Source organism: Variovorax sp. 10L421, assembly GCF_056395365.1.
The window spans coordinates 377,220-394,440 of record NZ_JBFTJJ010000002.1 but is presented as its reverse complement, the minus strand read 5'-3'; the positions used below and the strand labels follow the sequence as shown (position 1 = coordinate 394,440).

General features: G+C 68.6%; 15 protein-coding genes. 11 read left to right on the top strand and 4 right to left on the bottom strand.

Features of this window, described 5'->3' with window-relative positions:
* Positions 1–44: 44 nt before the first annotated feature.
* The 6 genes from AC1DFC_RS05805 to AC1DFC_RS05780 all read left to right on the top strand — a co-directional run bounded on the left by AC1DFC_RS05805 (position 45) and on the right by AC1DFC_RS05780 (position 4,533).
* Entirely contained in the window at positions 45–1,211 is a 1,167-nt protein-coding gene (locus tag AC1DFC_RS05805; RefSeq protein WP_478178798.1) for a CaiB/BaiF CoA transferase family protein, read from the top strand.
* Positions 1,204–2,148 carry a hydroxymethylglutaryl-CoA lyase gene (locus tag AC1DFC_RS05800; RefSeq protein WP_413333235.1) on the top strand — a complete coding sequence of 315 codons (945 nt, stop codon included), beginning with the start codon at positions 1,204–1,206 and terminating at the stop codon, positions 2,146–2,148. Before AC1DFC_RS05805 ends, AC1DFC_RS05800 begins: the two co-directional genes overlap by 8 nt.
* Before the next feature lie 57 nt (positions 2,149–2,205).
* Complete coding sequence (locus AC1DFC_RS05795; RefSeq protein WP_413333234.1) at positions 2,206–3,180, top strand: Bug family tripartite tricarboxylate transporter substrate binding protein; 975 nt, start codon at positions 2,206–2,208, stop codon at positions 3,178–3,180.
* Between the two features lie 124 nt (positions 3,181–3,304).
* Positions 3,305–3,778 (top strand): hypothetical protein, encoded by a 474-nt coding sequence (locus AC1DFC_RS05790; protein WP_478178797.1) that lies wholly within the window; start codon positions 3,305–3,307, stop codon positions 3,776–3,778.
* Entirely contained in the window at positions 3,779–4,252 is a 474-nt protein-coding gene (locus AC1DFC_RS05785) for a ribonuclease HI family protein (RefSeq protein WP_007834580.1), read from the top strand.
* 32 nt (positions 4,253–4,284) lie between these two features.
* On the top strand, positions 4,285–4,533 hold the full coding sequence (locus tag AC1DFC_RS05780) for a DUF3297 family protein (RefSeq protein WP_007834582.1): 249 nt from the start codon (positions 4,285–4,287) through the stop codon (positions 4,531–4,533).
* Positions 4,534–4,539: 6 nt separating this feature from the next.
* On the opposite strand, the gene AC1DFC_RS05775 is transcribed toward AC1DFC_RS05780, so the two are convergent.
* From AC1DFC_RS05775 to AC1DFC_RS05765, 3 genes are all read right to left on the bottom strand, one after another.
* Positions 4,540–5,559: a DUF2272 domain-containing protein gene (locus tag AC1DFC_RS05775; RefSeq protein WP_478178796.1), complete on the bottom strand. Its 1,020-nt coding sequence runs from the start codon at positions 5,557–5,559 to the stop codon at positions 4,540–4,542.
* A gap of 56 nt (positions 5,560–5,615) precedes the next feature.
* A complete protein-coding gene (locus tag AC1DFC_RS05770) occupies positions 5,616–8,636 on the bottom strand; it encodes a PAS domain-containing protein (RefSeq protein ID WP_478178795.1) in 3,021 nt (1,006 codons plus the stop codon).
* A gap of 61 nt (positions 8,637–8,697) precedes the next feature.
* Entirely contained in the window at positions 8,698–9,594 is an 897-nt protein-coding gene (locus AC1DFC_RS05765; RefSeq protein WP_413312149.1) for a LysR family transcriptional regulator, read from the bottom strand.
* Positions 9,595–9,663: 69 nt separating this feature from the next.
* On the opposite strand from AC1DFC_RS05765, the gene AC1DFC_RS05760 reads away from it, so the two are divergent.
* From AC1DFC_RS05760 to bla, 4 genes are all read left to right on the top strand, one after another.
* Positions 9,664–11,115, top strand: a complete 1,452-nt coding sequence (locus AC1DFC_RS05760) for an amidase (protein WP_478178794.1) — start codon at positions 9,664–9,666, stop codon at positions 11,113–11,115.
* A gap of 53 nt (positions 11,116–11,168) precedes the next feature.
* On the top strand, positions 11,169–12,140 hold the full coding sequence (locus tag AC1DFC_RS05755; RefSeq protein WP_478178793.1) for a tripartite tricarboxylate transporter substrate-binding protein: 972 nt from the start codon (positions 11,169–11,171) through the stop codon (positions 12,138–12,140).
* 4 nt (positions 12,141–12,144) lie between these two features.
* The gene (locus AC1DFC_RS05750) at positions 12,145–13,626 is read left to right on the top strand and encodes an MFS transporter (protein ID WP_478178792.1); all 1,482 of its coding nucleotides are present in this window, start codon (positions 12,145–12,147) and stop codon (positions 13,624–13,626) included.
* A gap of 128 nt (positions 13,627–13,754) precedes the next feature.
* Positions 13,755–14,642, top strand: coding sequence for a class A beta-lactamase (gene bla / locus AC1DFC_RS05745; RefSeq protein WP_478178791.1), 888 nt, complete (start codon positions 13,755–13,757; stop codon positions 14,640–14,642).
* A 7-nt stretch (positions 14,643–14,649) separates the two neighbouring features.
* Here the strand turns inward: bla and gntR are convergent, their stop codons facing one another.
* The gene (gene gntR, locus AC1DFC_RS05740; RefSeq protein ID WP_478178790.1) at positions 14,650–15,681 is read right to left on the bottom strand and encodes an HTH-type transcriptional regulator GntR; all 1,032 of its coding nucleotides are present in this window, start codon (positions 15,679–15,681) and stop codon (positions 14,650–14,652) included.
* Between the two features lie 183 nt (positions 15,682–15,864).
* On the opposite strand from gntR, the gene AC1DFC_RS05735 reads away from it, so the two are divergent.
* On the top strand, positions 15,865–17,217 hold the full coding sequence (locus tag AC1DFC_RS05735; protein ID WP_007834598.1) for a GntP family permease: 1,353 nt from the start codon (positions 15,865–15,867) through the stop codon (positions 17,215–17,217).
* Positions 17,218–17,221 lie beyond the last annotated feature (4 nt).

Sequence of the window (17,221 nt, the reverse complement as noted above, 5' to 3'; positions counted from 1 at the left end):
GCGCCACTGAAACGAGACAACGGGCCTGGCAACAGGCGCGAGACATGCAAAAAATACTGGAAGGCATCCGGGTGCTCGAACTCGGACAGGTGCTGGCCGGGCCGTTCGCGGGGGCGATCCTTGCGGACCTGGGGGCCGACGTGGTCAAGCTCGAACGCACCGAGGGCGGCGACGACGCGCGCCACATGGGCCCCGCGTTCCGGCACGGCGACGCGCTCAACTTTCATGTGTTCAACCGCGGCAAGAAGTCGGTGGCCATCGACCTCAAGGGCGCCGACGGCATGGCGGTGTTCGAGCGGCTGGCGGGCGAGTCCGACATCCTGATCCACAACCTGCGCCCGGGCGTCACGCAATCGATGGGCATCGACGGACTGGCGTTGTGTGCGCGCCATCCGCGCCTTGTCTACTGCGAGATCTCCGCCTTCGGCCACGCCGGGCCGCTGGCCATGCAGCCGGGCTACGAGCCGCTGATACAGGCCTTCAGCGGGTTGTCGAGCATCAACGGCGGCCCCGAAGACCCGCCCCTGCGCACCGGCGCCTCGGTGTGCGACCAGGGCACCGGCATGTGGGCCGTGATCGGCGCGCTGGCGCTGCTGCAGCGGCGCCACGTCACCGGCAAGGGCGGCGTGGTGAGCGCCTCGCTGCTCGAGACGGCGCTGGTCTGGACCGGTCAGAAGGCCGACGCCTATGCCAACGAAGGCCGCCTGCCCGATCGCCACCGCTCGGGCCACCCGGGCTTTGTGCCCTACGAATCCTTCGACACCGCCGACGCGCCGCTGCTCGTGTGCTGCGGCAACGACCGGCTGTTCGCCAAATTCGCACACGAACTCGGCCGCGGCGACTGGACCGGCGACGAGCGCTTTGCCACCAACCGCCAGCGGCTGCGCCACAAGGCGGCACTGTTCGAGCAGATCGTGCCGTTGCTGCGCGCACGCACCCGCGACGACTGGGCTGCGCGCTTCGCCGCGGCCGGCGTGCCCTGCGCGCCGGTGCACACCGTGCCCGAGGCCATCGCGCACCCGCAGGTCGGGGCACTGGGCATGCTGCAGGCCGTGCCGGGCGAAGACTTCAGGCTGACCGCGCTGCCGCTGTCGATCGACGGCGCGCGGCCGCGGCACCGCGCGGCGGCGCCGCGGCTGGGCCAGCACAACGCGGAGTTCGGCGCGCCCGCCATACCGCCACAGAAAGACCAGGGAGCCGCACATGTCTGATTTGCCGCGCCGCGTTCACTTGCACGAGGAAGGCCCGCGCGAGGGCTTCCAGATCGAGGCCGGCCCCATCGCGTCAGCCGACAAGGTGCGCCTCATCGAGGCGCTGGCAGAGACCGGGCTCGAAGAGGTGCAATGCGTGTCCTTCGTCAACCCCGAGCGCGTGCCCGGCATGGCCGACGCCGAACTGGTCGCCCAGTCGATCCGCAAGCGCGAAGGCGTGCGCTACTCGGGCCTGTGGCTCAACCTGCGCGGGATGCAGCGCGCCATGCGCACGCAGCTCGACATCGAAGGCACCATCGGCACCAGCGCGTCGGAGGCCTTTTCGGTGCGCAACAACGGCAAGGGCCTGGCCGCGCTGCGCGAGGCCCAGCGCGAAACGCTGGCGTTCTGCGTGGATCACGGCATTGCGGTCACGCGCGGCATCGTCACCACGGCCTTCGGCTGCAACCTCGAAGGCACGATCGCCCCGGCCACCGTGGTCGAGCGCGTGGCGCAGATGCTCGACACCATGGCCGAGTTCGGCCTGCGCCTGCCGATATTGCGGCTGGCCGACACCGTGGGCTGGGCGCAGCCCAACGCCATTGCCGCGGTGGTGGGCGCCGTGCGCGAGCGCTGGCCCGAGCTGCGGCTGGGCCTGCACCTGCACGACACGCGCGGCACCGCCATGGCCAATGCATTGATGGGCCTGCAGATGGGCATCGACACCTTCGACAGCGCCTGCGCCGGCCTGGGCGGCTGCCCGTTCGCGGGCCACACCGGTGCGGCCGGCAACATCTGCACCGAAGACTTGGCCTTCATGTGCGAGGAGATGGGCATCGAGACCGGCGTGGACCTCGACGCGCTCATCGGCTGCGCGCAGCTGGCCGAAGAAATCGTCAGCCATCCGCTGCCGGGCAAACTCATGCGGGCCGGCACGCTGGGCCGGTTCCGGCACTGAGCGCTTGACGGCCCCCTTGCAAGCCGAAGAAAAAAACATTCCACAAGAGACAACGACATGCCGACTTTCTTCTCCCGACTCTGCGCCGTCTCGGCGCTCTGCGCGGCCGTGCTGGCCGCCGGCCCGGTGCACGCGCAGCCGTACCCGAGCAAGCCCATCACCATCGTCGTGCCCTTCGGCGCCGGCAGCGGCACCGACCAGCAGGCGCGCAGCATGGCGCAGGCGCTGGGCGCCGAGTACAAGGTGCCCGTCATCGTGGACAACCGGGCCGGTGCCAGTGGCTTCATTGCCGCGCAGTACGTGGCCAAGGCCGCGCCCGACGGCTACACCCTGCTCATGACCACCAACACTACCCACGCGGCCAACGAGCACCTGTTCAAGAAGCTGCCCTACGACCCGGTGAAAGACTTCACCCCGGTCACGCTGCTGTCCAAAGGCCACATGCTGCTGCTGGTGAATGCCGAGTCGCCCATCAAGTCGGTGGCAGATCTCGTGGCCGCGGCGAAGAAGTCGCCCGGCAAGCTCAATTTCGGCAGCGGCAGTTCGTCGAGCCGCGTGGCCAGCGAACTGCTCAAGCAGATGGCCGGCATCGACATGGTGAACGTGCCCTACAAGAGCAACCCGCTGGCCATCACCGACCTGCTGGGCGGGCAGGTCGACTTCATGTTCGCCGATGCGCCCACCGCACTGCCGCAGGTCAAGAGCGGCAAGCTGCGCGCGCTGGCTGTCAGCGGCAACAAGCGACTTGCCGCCGTGCCGGCGCTGCCCACCGTGGAAGAGGCCGGCGTGAAGGGCTACGACATGTCGTACTGGACGGCCGTGTACCTGCCGCCGGGCGCGCCCGCGGCCGTGACGAACAAGGTCAACGAGATGATGATCAAGGTCTCCGCCGCGCCCGCCGTAGTCGCCTACCAGACCACCACCAGCGGCGAGGCCGTGACCAGCACGCCCGAGGGGCTCGCGCAGTTCCAGGCGGCCGAGTCGCAGAAGTGGGGCCAGGTGATTCGCGCGGCCGGCATCCAGCCGGAATGACGATGCCGTGAGTGGGGGCGGGTGCCGGGGGCTCGCAAGGCGGGCAGGGTGCGGCTACAGTTGGTGCATCTTTCGCAGCCGACCTGCAACCCGACCCGACCTCACCTCACTGGCCCATTCACCGATGCGTTCCCTGGCACTCTTCCTGTCGATCTTCGCCACCGCGGCAGGCGCGCACGCGGAAGTGGTTCGCTGCACCGATGCCAATGGGGCCATCTCGTACACCAACGTCGAATGCCCGGCGGGTAGCAAGCAGTCGCGCCAGGTGCAGATCCTGGAAGCGCCGGTGCCCGTCCCCAACCGCCGGCCCGACTACGCGCCACCGCAAGGCGCTGCGCCATCCACCCCGCCGCCCGCCCAGGTGGCCGCCAACCCGCCGTCGGGCCCCGCCATCATTCCGCGCTACCCCGCCGGCATGCAGGAACTGCAGCAACAGCAGCCGGCTGCCGACCCGCCCGTCGTCATCCTGAGCCCCGACCCGTACTACGACGGCGTGCGCCCCATCCGCCGGCCGCCGCCGCATGTGCGCGACCCCGGGCCGCCGCCGGGCCAGCGGCCCTGCCAGAACCTTGCGGGCATCAAGCGCAACAACTGCTGAATGAGCGCAGGGGAATCCAGCGGGCCCGACAGCCTTCTTCCGTGGACCGTCTATTGCGACGGCAGCGCCATGCCCAACCCGGGCCGCATGGGCATCGGCGCCGTCCTCACCGCGCCGGACGGAGCGCGCCACACGCTGTCGCAGGCCACGCACACCACCGGCTGCAACAACGAGGCCGAACTGCTCGCACTGACGCTGGCCCTGCAGGAGCTGCGCGCACGCGGCGCGACGGCGGTGCGGGCCTACAGCGACAACAGCATCCTCGTCGAGCAGCTGGCCGCGTCCGAAGCGAAGCCGATCGTGCGCATGGCCGCGTTGTTCGACGATGCCCGCGCCTTGCTCGCAAGCTTCGACGACGCGCGCGTTCAGTGGATCCCGCGCCACCGCAATGGCGAGGCCGACGCACTGGCCCGTGCCGCCCTGGGCTTCGCGCCAAAGCCCCCGGCGCGGCACGCGAAGAAGAAGCGGCGCTAGGGCAGGGCGCGGAGCCCCTATCATCACGCGCCATGACAGAAGCCACTCCCCGCCCACCCCTTCCCGACCACCTCTCCATCGATCCGCGCAGCCCGCACCACGTGGCGGCCGCCTTCGAACACGACATCGGCATCCGTTTCAACGGCAAGGACCGCCTCGACGTCGAGGAATACTGCATCAGCGAAGGCTGGGTCAAGGTGCCCGCCGGCAAGACCCTCGACCGCAAGGGCAAGCCCCTGCTGCTCAAGCTGAAGGGCAAGGTCGAGGCGTTCTACAAGTAAGCCGGTTCAGCGCCACTGCAGCAGCAGCGACCAGGGCTGGCGGCTCATGTGGCGATCGATGCAGCCCGGCGTGCCCGGCGTGCATCCCTCGGACTGGTAGCTCGGGTCCAGCCACCGAGTGCCCGGCGCAAAGTCGAGCCGGCGCCGCGTGACCGACTGCAGCACGTTGCCGCCCACCGTGTCGAAGCCCGTGGCATCCACGGCCACCACCACGTCGCAGTGCATGGGCAGCGACTCGCCGCCGGTGTCGCGCGTGGCCAGCACTCCACCGATCTTGTCGAAGGTGTCGAGTTCGGCGCCCGCGCCGCGCGCCTGGCAGACGATGTCGCCGATGCGCGGGGGCGTGCGCCTCAGGTCGCAGGCTCGCAGGGCGTAGCGCGTGGGCCGGCCCGCGGCCTCGTCGATGCCGGCTTGCCAGGCGGCGCCCGCATAGTCGACATGCGCTTCGGAGAAAACGAACTCGTCGTCCGCCAGACCGGCCTGCCGCGCCAGCCAGCTGATGAAGGCCGCGGACCAGGGCGTGTCGATCACCGCGACGCGGGCGAGGGCGACCTGCACCGCGCGCAGCTCTCCAGAATCAAGCCCCTCGTCGGGGCCTACGCCCATGCCCTGAAGCCGCCCGGCCGTCGCCTCGTTCAACGCCTGCATCAGCAGGTGCCGGTCGGCGGGGCGCAGGGCGCCGAAGCGCACGAGCGACGGCAGCCGCGGGTCGACCGCCTGCCAATAGCCGAGCACCCGCTGCCATGGCGCCAGGCCCGGCAGGGTGGGGCGCGTGTCTTCGGCCTCGGAGCTGCCGGCTTCGGTCATGCGGCCTTCGGCGTCCATGGCCTGGCCACCGAAGGCTTCGTGCTCCTGCAGCGCGAAGGTGGCCATGGCGAGCGCGCGCGATGGCGAAGGGGCTTGCGTAGCGGTGTCGAGGCAGCCTTGCGCGGCCGACGCGGGACTTGCGAAGGCCAGCCACAGGGCGCAGGCGAGCACGGCCAACGAGCGGCGAGGCGTGCGAGGAATCGTGACGGGTGGCGGCATGTGCCGGGAGCATAGCTGCGGGCAGGATGCTCCGGATGCGGAGGTCTATCGCCGCGTCATTTCCGCTTTCCCCCGACCGGCTGTGGCGCCACCTGGAAGTTATTGCGGCCCGCCCCCTTGGCCTGGTAGAGCATCTCGTCGGCCTGCCTGACGAGCGCGGCAGCCGTTGCGGTGCCGCCTTGGTAGAACGCCACGCCGATGCTCGTGCTGATGGAGATCGTCCGCTGTTCGGTGGTGAACGGCACCTGCATGGCCTTGATCAACTTCGAGGCGGCGGAAACCGCGGCGTCCCCATTGGACAGGCCCTCCATGATCACCGTGAACTCGTCGCCGCCCAGGCGCGCGCGGACATCGCTGGAGCGCAGCGCCTGCGACAACCTGCCCGCGAAGCCCCGCAGAAGCTCGTCTCCCGTCTGGTGGCCGAACCGATCGTTGATCTGCTTGAATCCATCGATGTCCAGGTACATCAGCGCCATCAATGCACCGGGGCCTCGCGCACGCTCCATCGCCTGCGCCAGGCGCACCTCGAATCCTGCGCGATTGGCAAGACCGGTGAGAGGATCGATCTGCGCCAGGTTCACCAGGCGCTTCTCCTCGAGCTTTTGCCGCGTGATGTCGGTGATCACGGCATGGAAGCCGACGATGGCCTCGTCGTTCACTGCAGGTTGCGGGATGTACTGGGCTTCGTAGCAGTAGTAGGCGTCGCTCTTGTCGATCTCGCTCTGGAAGGTGACGACCTCGCCGGCCAGGGCCGCGCGGATGTGCGGTTGCACGGCCTCGTAGGCGGGCTCGCCCAGGAGCTCTTTCACGGTGTGCCCCTCGATCTGGTCGCGGGAGAGTCCGAACCCGCGCTCGTAGGCCAGGTTGTTGAATCGATAGCGCTCCTCCGCATCGATGTAGGCGACACGCATCGGCAGTGCGTCGGCCACCGTGCGCAGGCGCGCCTCGCTTTCCTGGAGGGCTTCCTCCGCCTCGTGGTGCGCGGTGATGTCGCTGTCCAGCGTATAGAGGCCGATCACTTCGCCGCGTTCGTCGCGCTCGGGAACCAGCGTGGCCTGGATATCGCGGCGCCCGCCAGGCGTTGCCAGCCTGCGCTCGTAAGTGACCTGGCGCCCGGCCAGAGCGGCGCGCATGTGCGGCTCCATCTGTGCCCACGCTTCATTGCCGTAGAACTCGCGCAGGCTCAGGCCGAGCAGTTGTTCGGGCTGGACGCCGAACCAGTCCTGATAGGCCTTGTTGACGAAGCGCAACCGCAGGTCGCGGTCCAGGTAGGAGACCAGCGCCGGCAGGTGGTCCGTCACCATGCGCAGGCGATGCTCGCTCTCGCGCAGTGCCCGCTCCGCGGCCTTGGCCGCCGAAATGTCGCGCATCAGCCCCGAGAAATACTCCACCTTGCCATGCTTGTCGCGATGCGCGATCACCATGTGGCTGGCCGGAAACTCGTTGTGCTCGGCGTCCCACACCATCGATTCGCCCACCCAGACGCCGGTCTTGACCGCGGTGGGAACCACCTCCGACCGGAACCTTTCCATCGTCTCCGGCGGATTGAAGTCGGCCGCGCTGAACTGTTCGATGGGGGCGTCGAGGGCCAGCCCCGTGCGGCGGCGCGCGGCCGGGTTCATGTAGATGAGCCGCCCCGCCGCATCGAGCTGGACGATGTAGTCGGTCGTCATGTCGAAGATGGCCGTCAACGTGCGAAGTGCCCGTTCGGCCCGCGTGCGCTCGGTGATGTCGGTCACCGTTCCCACGTGGCCGATGACGCGGCCTTCGGCGAGCACAGGCCGGCTTCTCAATGCCACCAGCACCTGGGTTCCATCCCTGCGATGGAGCCGGCGTGTGGCGCTCAACGGCGCGGCCGTGCTGACGACACGAACCCAGTCCTGGCGAACCGTCTCTCGAATCTCCTCGCGCACGAGCGTGAGCCAGCCTTCTTCGGCGTCCTTCCGCTCGAGCCCGTGGATCGCCAGGTACTCGTCGTTCACGTAGGTCATGCGCCCGTCGCTGTCGCAACGGAACAAACCCACGGGTGATGCATCGGTAACCGCCGCCATCTCGAGCCGCTGCTCGCGCAGGTCGGCCATCAGTGCATCGAACTCGCGTGCCAGGTCCCCGCGCTCGTCGTTGGCGACGACGTCGAGTCTTACCTCGCTGTCCGGCGAACGGCGCAGGGTGCGGATCGCGCCGCTCAGCGCCTCCAGGGGGCGCATGACCCACGCAGTCCCCAGCCAGACCAGGAGCGCGCAGCCCAGACCCAGCCCGATCAATTGCAGCAGCAGGTTGCGCCTTGCCTTTTCCAGTGGTGCGTAGGCGATGCGCGCAGGCACGATCAGGCGCAGTTCCCAGTCGGCACTGGGCACGGTGGCGCGCGTTGCCATGTCGCTCTCGGTCCCGCCGTTGAAGGCGACTGCGACTGCGGTTGCGGGCTTGAGCAGCAGGTTCGCATCGGGGTGCATGACGACCTGCGGAGACTGGCCGCGCGTGACGATCATGTAGTGGCCGCCCCGGCCGATGGTGGCGCGGCTGAGATCGCCAAGCACGTTGGCGCGCTGCAGGTTCAGCGCCGCGCCGAGCACGCCGGCGAGGCGGCCATCGGGGCCCTTGACGGGGACCGCCATGACGACCGCGGGCTGTTGGGTGCTCTTCGTGAGCAGGGGCGCAGAGATCGCGGGCTGGCCCATGTCGCGCACGCGCCGGAAGTAGTCGCGGTCGCCGACGTTCGAAGGCCGGCTGGTGGGCGGGTCGATGGCGACGATGGCGCCGTCCAGTGTCGCCAGCGCGGCGTTGTCGAACATCGTGCGCAGGTCCTCGTCGGCAAGGAAACGCTGCTGCGCCGCGGGGTCCGCGAAGCCGTGCAGGCTGAGTTCCCGGGCCGCGCGCGCCAAGGCGGCCAGATGGATTTCGAGCTTGTAGTCGAGATCCGCCGCTGCGCTGTCGGTCAGTGCCTGCTGCTGCTCGCGCATCAGGTTGAGGTATTCGCTGGACAGGCTCCGGTACTGCCACCAGCCAGCCACACCGACCAGCGTGAGTACGAGCGCTGTGATCAGCAGTGCTGTCTTTGTTCTTAGCTTGAGCCGCACTTGGTTTCCTCCGCCACCACGGTGCCGGCGGCCGCATGGTTCGATGATAGCAACGGCTTTTTCACGGCCGCCGCAACGCCGCGCGCGCGCACGCCAGAAACGGCTTGATGAGCGGACTGTCCCAATCGCTGCGCCAGCACGCGGCGATGTCCATCGTCGCGTCGATGCCGCGAAAGGGGCGGAACACCACGCCCGGGGGGCGGCCGATCTGGGCGCAGGCAGGCAGGATGGCCACGCCCTTGCCCGCCAGGACAAGCGCCAATGCGGACACCATGGTTTCGACCCGCAGCGCAATCGGCATGTTGACCTCGTGCCTGCGTAGCATCGACGTGACGACGGATTTGTCGATGTCGCCTTCCGGAACGGGAAGGCCGATCAGAGGCATGCCGGAGAGGCGCGCCAGTGGAATGCTGGACATCCGTGCCAACGGCGAATCCGATCGCACGGCAAGCAGCAGCGGCTGGGTGCCGATGCGTTCGATCGCAATGCCAGGCTGTGCAATCGGTGGGATGCAGATCGCAACCGAAACGTCCGAGTCGGTGATGGCCTCTACGTTGTTGACGGCGTTCAGCTCCACGTACTGGATCTCCACGTCCGGAAGCCTCAGCCGAAGCTCGTTTTCCAGCCGTGGCAGCACCAGGTAGGACAGCACGACCATGGTTCCGACCGCGAGTCGCCCTCTGCTGCCCGAACCCACGGCGCGTGCGGCGTCGAATCCTTCGTTGGCGAGCAGCAACGCCTCCTTGGCGCGCTGGAAGAGGGCATTTCCCGCGTCGGTGATCTCCATGCCGCGCGCTGCCCTGCGGAACAAGGGCGCGCCGATGGCCGCCTCCAGGTTCTTGATGTGAACAGACAGCGGCGGCTGGGCCATGTTGAGCCGCCGCGCCGCCTTGCCGACGCTGCGCTCCTCTGCAACGGCCACGAAGTAGCGAAGCGATCTAAGGTCGGGTGTAGCCATACGCTGTGCATATGCCTTTTCTGGAAAACAGTATTGGACGCAATGTTGCCGCGTATCAATCATCTACGCATGAAGAATTTTCCGCGCCTTCCAAGGTCCGAGATCTGCGAGATGTCCGCGTCGGCGATGCGCACGCTGGTCGCGCAGCGCGAACTCTCCCCGGTGGAGATCGTCGACGAGGTGCTGCGCCGCGCCGATGTGCTCCAGCCACACCTGAACTGCTTCATCACTCTGTGCCACGACGAGGCGACGGAACAAGCCCGGCAGGCCGAGCAGGCGATCATGAGAGGCGACACCGTGGGGGCACTGCACGGCTTGCCGTTCACCGTGAAGGACATCGTCGACACCGCGAACGTCAGGACTACCTACGGATCGCTGCTGCATCGCGATCACGTGCCCGCGCACGACGCCGTGGCCGTGGCGCGCATGCGCGAGGCGGGCGGCATCCTCATCGGCAAGACGACCTCGTCGGAGTTCGGTGCCAAGTGCATGACCGACGCGCCACTCTTCGGCAGCACGCGCAATGCATGGGATCCGACGCGCACCAGCGGCGGCTCCAGCGGCGGAGCCGCCGCGTCGATGGCGGCAGGCATCGCGCCGCTGGCCATCGCGACCGACGGGGGCGGCTCCACCCGCATTCCCGCGGCGTGCAACGGCGTGGTCGGGCTGAAGCAGAGCCTGGGCGTGGTTCCGCACAGCCAGGTGCAGGACGCGTTCGGCAATTACACCTACGTGACGCCCACCACGCGCAACGTCGGCGACACCGCGCTCATGCTGCAGGCGATGACCGGCGCCCACGGTTCGGATCCCTGGTCGCTGGGCGTGCCGTCCCGACGCTACTTCGACGACCTGCAGCCTGGCGGCGACCTGCGCGGCAAGCGCGTCCTTTTCAGTGCGGCCCCGGCGGGGCGGCCGATTGCCGCCGACGTCGCCGCCGCTTTCGAGGCCGCCCTCGCAACCCTGCGGTCGATGGGCGCGGACCTGGAGGAGATGACGGGCGAGGGCTATGACGTCGAGCCGGTGTGGCGCGTGATCAACCACACGAGCTGGCGAGGCCGGTTCGCTCCGCTGGCCGAGGCGCATGCCGACCGGTTGAGTCCGTCGCTGCTGCAGCAGCTGGCGCTGGCGGAGCACGTCGACGGGGTCGCCTTCCAGCAGGCCATGTTCGCGAGGACCGCGCTCTTTCGCAAAGTCCAGGCGCAACTGGAGACGCACGACTTCATCTTCACGCCGACTCTTTCGCGCACGGCGCTGCCGATCGACCAGGACCTCTTCGGAAGCATCGAGATCGACGGCAGGGAATTTGCAGAGCTGCGGCCCAACTGGTTCCCCTGGACGATGCCGTTCAACCTTACCGGGCACCCCGCCATCAGCCTGCCGTGCGGCGCGGGCCGCGACGGATTGCCCATCGGCATGCAACTCGTCGGCGGCTTCCGCGAAGACCTGCAGTTGCTGCAGGCCGCGGCGGCTTTCGAGGCCAACCACCGGCCGGCCAATCCGCTGCCGGTCCTGGCCTTCTGAGCACGCCATTTCTCTTCCTGTTTTTCGTCAATCAACCTTGCGGGTACCTCACCATGACCTCGTTTCCAAAGACACTCGTGCTCAGTGCGCTGGTCGCCCTGGGCGGAAGCTTCGCGCATGCGGACAACAACGCGCCCATCAGGCTGATCGTGGGCTTTCCACCGGGTGGCGCGCTCGACAACCTGGCACGCTCGGTGGCCGAGGACTTGCGCACGGCGCTCAAGGAACCGGTGCTGGTGGAGAACCGGCCCGGGGCGTCGACCCGCATTTCCATCGAAGCGGTCAAGGCGTCGCGGCCTGACGGGCGCACCATCCTGATCGGCGCGACGCCACCGTTCGTGTTCTTTCCGATGACTTATGCGCGGCTGAACTACGACGTCGACAAGGACTTCATTCCCGTTGCCCACCTCGCCAACGTGCCCAGCGTCATCTCCGCCGGCGCGGGCCAGCCGTACAGGACGGTTCCCGAATACGTGGCGTGGATCAGGAAGAACCCCGGCCAGGCCAGCGTGGGCATGACCAACCTCGGGGGCGGGCTTCACTTCAGCGTGCTGCAGCTGTCCAAGGCCATCGGCGTGCCTCTGACGGCGGTCACCTACAGGGGCGGGGCGCCGCTGGCGACCGACATCATCGGCGACCACGTGCCGCTCGGCACCGACGCGCTGGCCAGCCAGCTCGAGCTGCACCGTTCCGGAAAGCTGCGCATCCTGGGCGTCGCAGGAACGAAGCGGCTGAGCTGGCTGCCCGACGTTCCGACGATCAAGGAAGCGGGCTACGACGCGTTCGACCGGGCCAACGCCGCCTATGCCGCGTTCGTGCCGGCGGGCACGCCGAAGGAAGTTGTGGCGAAGCTCGAAAGCGCGTTCCTGGCCGCGATTCGCAGCCCGCGGGTGCGCGGGCAACTCGATCACATGGGCCTCGAGCCGACGGGGCTTCCCGGCGCGGAAGTGACCCGGGTGATGAACGAAGACCGCGAGTACTGGCGCCCCATCGTCAAGGCCTCGGGATTCAAGAGCGAAGACTGAACCGGTGGCAGCCGCATTCATCGCCGGTTCTTCGCGTGCAGAGGCGGCTGCCGACGACGAGGACAGGGCCGGATGGGCCGTGCTCGCCGCGGCATGCCTCGGCGCGCTGCTGTGCTTCCTGAATCTCAGCGCGCTCAACGTGGTGCTGCCCGCGGTGGGGCGCAGCCTGCAGGCCTCGCCCGCGCAGGCGAGCTGGATCCTGCTGTCCTACATGCTCGTGAGCACCGTGTGCATCCTCAGCTTCGGAAGGCTCGCCGACCTGTGGGGGCGGCGGCACCTGTTCCTGGCGGGGCTGGGCCTCTTCGTGATCGCCTGTGCAGCCTGTGCCGTCGCGACGAGCGCGGAAACGATGCTTGTCTTCCGCATCTGCCAGGCCGTGGGCGCCGCGGGCGTCATGGCCAACACCAGCGCCCTGGTGGGCGATGCGTTCGGCCGCCGCAGGATGGGGCTCGCCCTGGGTGTGCTCGCGATGGTGGCCGCGCTGGCCCAGGTCGCCGGCCCGCTGGCGGGCGGCTTCATCGTGTCGTGGTGGGGGTGGCGGGTTCTCTTCATGCTCAATGTCCCGGTCGGCCTGTGCGTCCTGGCATGGTCGTGGCGGATCCTCCCGAAGACGGCGGCGGTCCGTGCCGAGCGCTTCGACATGGCCGGCGCCGCGTTGTCCCTGGCCGGGATCGGATGCGTCACCTATGCGCTCTCGCTGGCGGGGAGCCACGGCTGGGCCAGCATGTCGGTATGGGGCTTCCTGCTCGCGGGCGGCGCGGGAATCCTGTCGTTCGCCCGGCTTCAGCGGCGCGTGGCCAGTCCGCTGGTCGACCCCGAACTCTTCGGCGACCTGCGACGCCGCACCGCCTACATATGCATCCTGCTGCTGTCGATGACGCAGGCGGCGCCTCTTTTGCTGATTGCGCTGTATCTGCAGGCATGCACGGCCCTGTCTGCCTCGGATGTCGGGCTGCGCGTGGCGCCTGTGGCCCTCGGGATGCTGGTGGCCGCGCCCGTGGCCGGCGGCCTGCTGCAGCGCTTCAGGCCCGAATCGATCTGCATGGCTGCGATGCTGCTTGCCGCAGGCGCGCTGGCGCTGCTGGCTGCGCTGCTGCAGCCGGCGATCGGTGCCGGGCAGCTTGCCATGTGCCTGCTGATGCTCGGCTGCGGCATAGGGAGTTTCGTGACGCCCAACAACGCGTCGATCCTGCAGAGCGTGCGTCCCCAGCGCCGGGGCATCGCCAACGGCGTGCGCTCGACGCTCCAGAACGCGGGAATCATGGTAGGCACAGCGCTGACGCTGGGCGTGGCGATGGCGCAACTGCCCGAGGACTCGCAGCGAATGATCCTGGGACACAGCGGCACAGGCCTTTCGGCCTTTGACGTTGCGCTGCTCACCCGGGGCGCGAGGTACGCGTTGCTCATGCTCGCGTTGTGCTGCGTGTCGGGAGCGGTGCTGATCGCGAAGACATGCCTTCGGCCCGCGCCGCCGCCGCCGGCTTGAAGCCGCTCGGCGCCGTTACAGCAGATACACCCGGGACGCGGAACGTCGCCGGGCGGCTGGATCGCCGGGAGGGGCGCTCCTAGGATTCGCTTCGTCCCATCCACTCGCCGAATGAAAGAGAAGACGAAATGAATCCTCCCATCCAGCGCCGCAGCCTGTTGCTCGCGGCCTCCGTCCTGCCGCTCGCCGGCGCATGCACCGCGTGGTCCCGAGCGGGATCGCCGTCTTCGGCCGAGGCGCAGCTCGCCGAGCTCGAACGCGCTTCGGGCGGCCGCCTGGGCGTGGCCGGCTTCCACACCGGCAGCGGTGCGCGCATCCAGCACCGGGCGCACGAGCGCTTTCCGCTGTGCAGCACCTTCAAGCTGATGCTGGCGGCGGCCGTGCTCGAACGCAGCGCGAAAGACGCCAGCCTGCTCGCGCGGCGCATCGGCTACGGCAAGGCCGACCTCGTCTCCTGGTCGCCCATCACCGAGAAGCACGTGGCCGACGGCATGACGGTCGCCGAGCTCTGCGCCGCCACCGTGCAGTACAGCGACAACGCCGCCGCCAACCTGCTGCTGAAGATGCTGGGCGGCCCGGCCACCGTCACCGCCTTTGCGCGCGGCATCGGCGACCAGGCCTTCAGGCTCGACCGCACGGAGCCCGAGCTCAACACCGCAATTCCCGGCGACCTGCGCGACACCACCACGCCCGCGGCGATGTCCGACAGCGTGCAGCGGCTGGCGCTGGGCGACGCGCTGGGCACGGCGCAGCGCGACCAGCTGACGACCTGGCTGCTGGGCAACACCACGAGCGCCGAGCGTTTCCTGGCGGGCGTGCCGGCCGGCTGGAAGGTGGGCGACAAGACCGGCTCGGGCTCCTACGGCAGCACCAACGACGTCGGCGTGCTGTGGCCGCCGGCCGGTGCCCCGGTGGTGCTGTCGGTGTACCTGACCTTTCCGCAGAAGGACGCGAAGGGACGCAGCGACGTCATTGCATCGGCAACGCGCATCGTGGTGGCTGCGCTGGCGGGCTGAGGCGCCCTCAGCTGCTTTGCCGCACCACCAGTTCGAACCCCATGTCCACCATCGGTTCGTTCACCGGGTCGCCGCGCATCAGTGCCAGCAGCATCGAGGCGGCGCGCATGCCGATCTCCTTGCGCGGCGTGCGCACGCTGGTCAATGGCGGCAGCATCTGGTCGCTGCCGTCGAGGTCGTTGAAGCCTGCGATCGCCACGCGCTGCGGTACCGCGACGCCGGTGCGCAGCGCGGCGAGCAGGCCTCCCTGCGCAAGGTCGTCGTTGCAATAGAAGATCGCGTCGACGTCCGGGTGGCGGGCGAGCAGGTCTTCGAACTGCCGTCCGCCGAGCGCCATGGACGTCGGACCCGGCGTGAGCAGTTCGAGCTGCGGGTCGTGGCAGCCCGCCGCACGCAGCGATTGCCGATAGCCTTCGAGCCGCTGCATCACACGCGGATCGAGCTGGCCCGCCGCATAGGCGATGCGCCGGCGGCCGCGCTGCAGCAGGTGCTCGGTGAGCGCACGGGCCGCATCCTGCTGGGAGAGCCCTACGCTGTAGGTGCCCGGTGCCGGCGAGGTTTCCATGAGGTGCACGCAGGGCACGTCGCTTTCTTCCAGCATGCGCGAGGCGGCCGCGCTGCGGTCGAGGCCGGTCAGCAGCAGCCCGGCGGGGCGCTGCGAGAGATAGCTGCGCAGCAGCGCTTCTTCCTGCGCGAGGTCGTAGTGCGTCACACCGATCAGCGACTGGAAACCCGAAGGCGCCAGCGTGTCCTGCACTGCCTCGAGCAAATCGACGAACAGGGCGTTCGTCAGCGACGGGATCAGCACCGCGACATGGGAGCTGCGGGCCGAAGCCAGCGCGCGCGCGGCAACGTTGGGCACGTAGCCGAGTTCGTCCACCGCGGCCTGCACGCGGGCCTGCAGGTCCGGCGCCACGTTGCGTGCTCCACGCAGCGCGCGGGACACGGTGATCGGGCTGACGCCGGACACCCGGGCCACGTCGTCGAGCGTGACGCGGCTGGAAGAACGGGAGCGGGGGCGTTCGGAGGTGTCGGCCATTTTATTGGGGTTAATACCAGTATTTAATTGGACAGCGCAGTCCTAGGATAGCGCTATCCCAGCCCTGGGCCATCGGCACAAACCCGGTTCGATCGCCCTGCGGCTGATTTTTTCGATCTTTGAGGATAGCGCTATCCCAAAAATGCCTGGCCACCCCCTTGCAGCCAGGATCCTGGAGACAACATGTTCGGTTTAAGCAAAGAGGTGTTCCTGCTGGTCGATGCCCTGGCAGCGATCCTCGGGCTCATCCTTCTGATCACGCGCTGGCGCGTGCATCCCTTCATCGCGTTGACGCTGGCCGCAGGCTTCCTGGGCCTGACCTCGGGCATGCCCGTGGCGCTGGTGATGAAGTCCTTCCAGGACGGCTTCGGCGGCGTGCTGGGCTTCGTGGGCATCGTGCTGGGCCTGGGCACCATGCTCGGCAAGATGATGGCCGAGTCGGGCGGCGCCGACCGCATCGCGCGCACGCTGGTCGGCGCCTTCGGCCGCGAGCGGGTGCACTGGGCGATGATGTTCGCGGCCTTCCTGGTCGGCATTCCGCTGTTCTTCGAGATCGGCTTCGTGCTGCTGATCCCGCTGGTCTTCATCGTGGCGCGGCGCACCGGCGTATCGCTGATCCGCATCGGCATCCCGCTGCTGGCCGGCCTCTCGGTGGTGCACGGCCTCGTGCCGCCGCACCCAGGGCCGCTGCTGGCCATCGGCGTGTTCAACGCCGACATCGGCAAGACCATCTTCTACGGCCTGCTCGTCGGCCTGCCCACGGCGATGATCGCGGGCCCGATCTTCGGCAAGTTCATCTCGAAGTACGTGCCGGGCGAGGCTTCGCCCGAGCTGATGGCGCAGCTGGCGCACGAGCCCGAGGCGCGCGAGCTGCCGGGCTTCGGCATCACGCTGCTCACCGTGCTGCTGCCGGTGGTGCTGATGCTGCTCAAGACCTTCGCCGACGTGGCGCTCGACGAGAAGAACGTCGTGCGGCAGTGGCTGGACTTCATCGGCCATCCGATCACGGCCCTGCTCGCCGCGCTGCTGCTGTCGCTCTACACCTTCGGCACCGCGCGCGGCTTCACGTCGAAGCAGATCATGAAGTTCGTCGACGACAGCCTGGCGCCCACGGCGGCCATCGTGCTCATCATCGGCGCGGGCGGCGGCTTCAAGCAGATGCTGGTGGCCAGCGGCGTGGGCAACGCGATCGGGCAGATGGCGCTGCATGCGCAGATATCGCCGATCCTGCTGGCATGGCTCGTGGCGGGCCTGATCCGCATCGCCACCGGCTCGGCCACGGTGGCGACCATCACGGGCGCGGGCATCGTCGCGCCGCTCGCCACCATGGTGCCGGGCGTGAACCGCGAACTGCTGGTGCTTGCCACCGGCGCGGGCTCGCTGATTCTTTCGCACGTGAACGACGCGGGTTTCTGGCTGGTGAAGCAATACTTCAACATGAGCGTGGCCGAGACTTTCAAGACCTGGACCGTGATGGAGACGCTGATCTCGGTTGTCGCGATCATCTTCATCATGCTGCTCAGCATGGTCGTCTAGGAGA

Excerpts from the sequence above, each read along its gene's own strand:
- AC1DFC_RS05805 (WP_478178798.1), top strand. The coding sequence starts at position 45 with ATGCAAAAAATACTGGAAGGCATCCGGGTGCTCGAACTCGGACAGGTG.
- AC1DFC_RS05800 (WP_413333235.1), top strand. The coding sequence starts at position 1,204 with ATGTCTGATTTGCCGCGCCGCGTTCACTTGCACGAGGAAGGCCCGCGC.
- AC1DFC_RS05795 (WP_413333234.1), top strand. The coding sequence starts at position 2,206 with ATGCCGACTTTCTTCTCCCGACTCTGCGCCGTCTCGGCGCTCTGCGCG.
- AC1DFC_RS05790 (WP_478178797.1), top strand. The coding sequence starts at position 3,305 with ATGCGTTCCCTGGCACTCTTCCTGTCGATCTTCGCCACCGCGGCAGGC.
- AC1DFC_RS05785 (WP_007834580.1), top strand. The coding sequence starts at position 3,779 with ATGAGCGCAGGGGAATCCAGCGGGCCCGACAGCCTTCTTCCGTGGACC.
- AC1DFC_RS05780 (WP_007834582.1), top strand. The coding sequence starts at position 4,285 with ATGACAGAAGCCACTCCCCGCCCACCCCTTCCCGACCACCTCTCCATC.
- AC1DFC_RS05775 (WP_478178796.1), bottom strand. The coding sequence starts at position 5,559 with ATGCCGCCACCCGTCACGATTCCTCGCACGCCTCGCCGCTCGTTGGCC.
- AC1DFC_RS05765 (WP_413312149.1), bottom strand. The coding sequence starts at position 9,594 with ATGGCTACACCCGACCTTAGATCGCTTCGCTACTTCGTGGCCGTTGCA.
- AC1DFC_RS05760 (WP_478178794.1), top strand. The coding sequence starts at position 9,664 with ATGAAGAATTTTCCGCGCCTTCCAAGGTCCGAGATCTGCGAGATGTCC.
- AC1DFC_RS05755 (WP_478178793.1), top strand. The coding sequence starts at position 11,169 with ATGACCTCGTTTCCAAAGACACTCGTGCTCAGTGCGCTGGTCGCCCTG.
- bla (WP_478178791.1), top strand. The coding sequence starts at position 13,755 with ATGAATCCTCCCATCCAGCGCCGCAGCCTGTTGCTCGCGGCCTCCGTC.
- gntR (WP_478178790.1), bottom strand. The coding sequence starts at position 15,681 with ATGGCCGACACCTCCGAACGCCCCCGCTCCCGTTCTTCCAGCCGCGTC.
- AC1DFC_RS05735 (WP_007834598.1), top strand. The coding sequence starts at position 15,865 with ATGTTCGGTTTAAGCAAAGAGGTGTTCCTGCTGGTCGATGCCCTGGCA.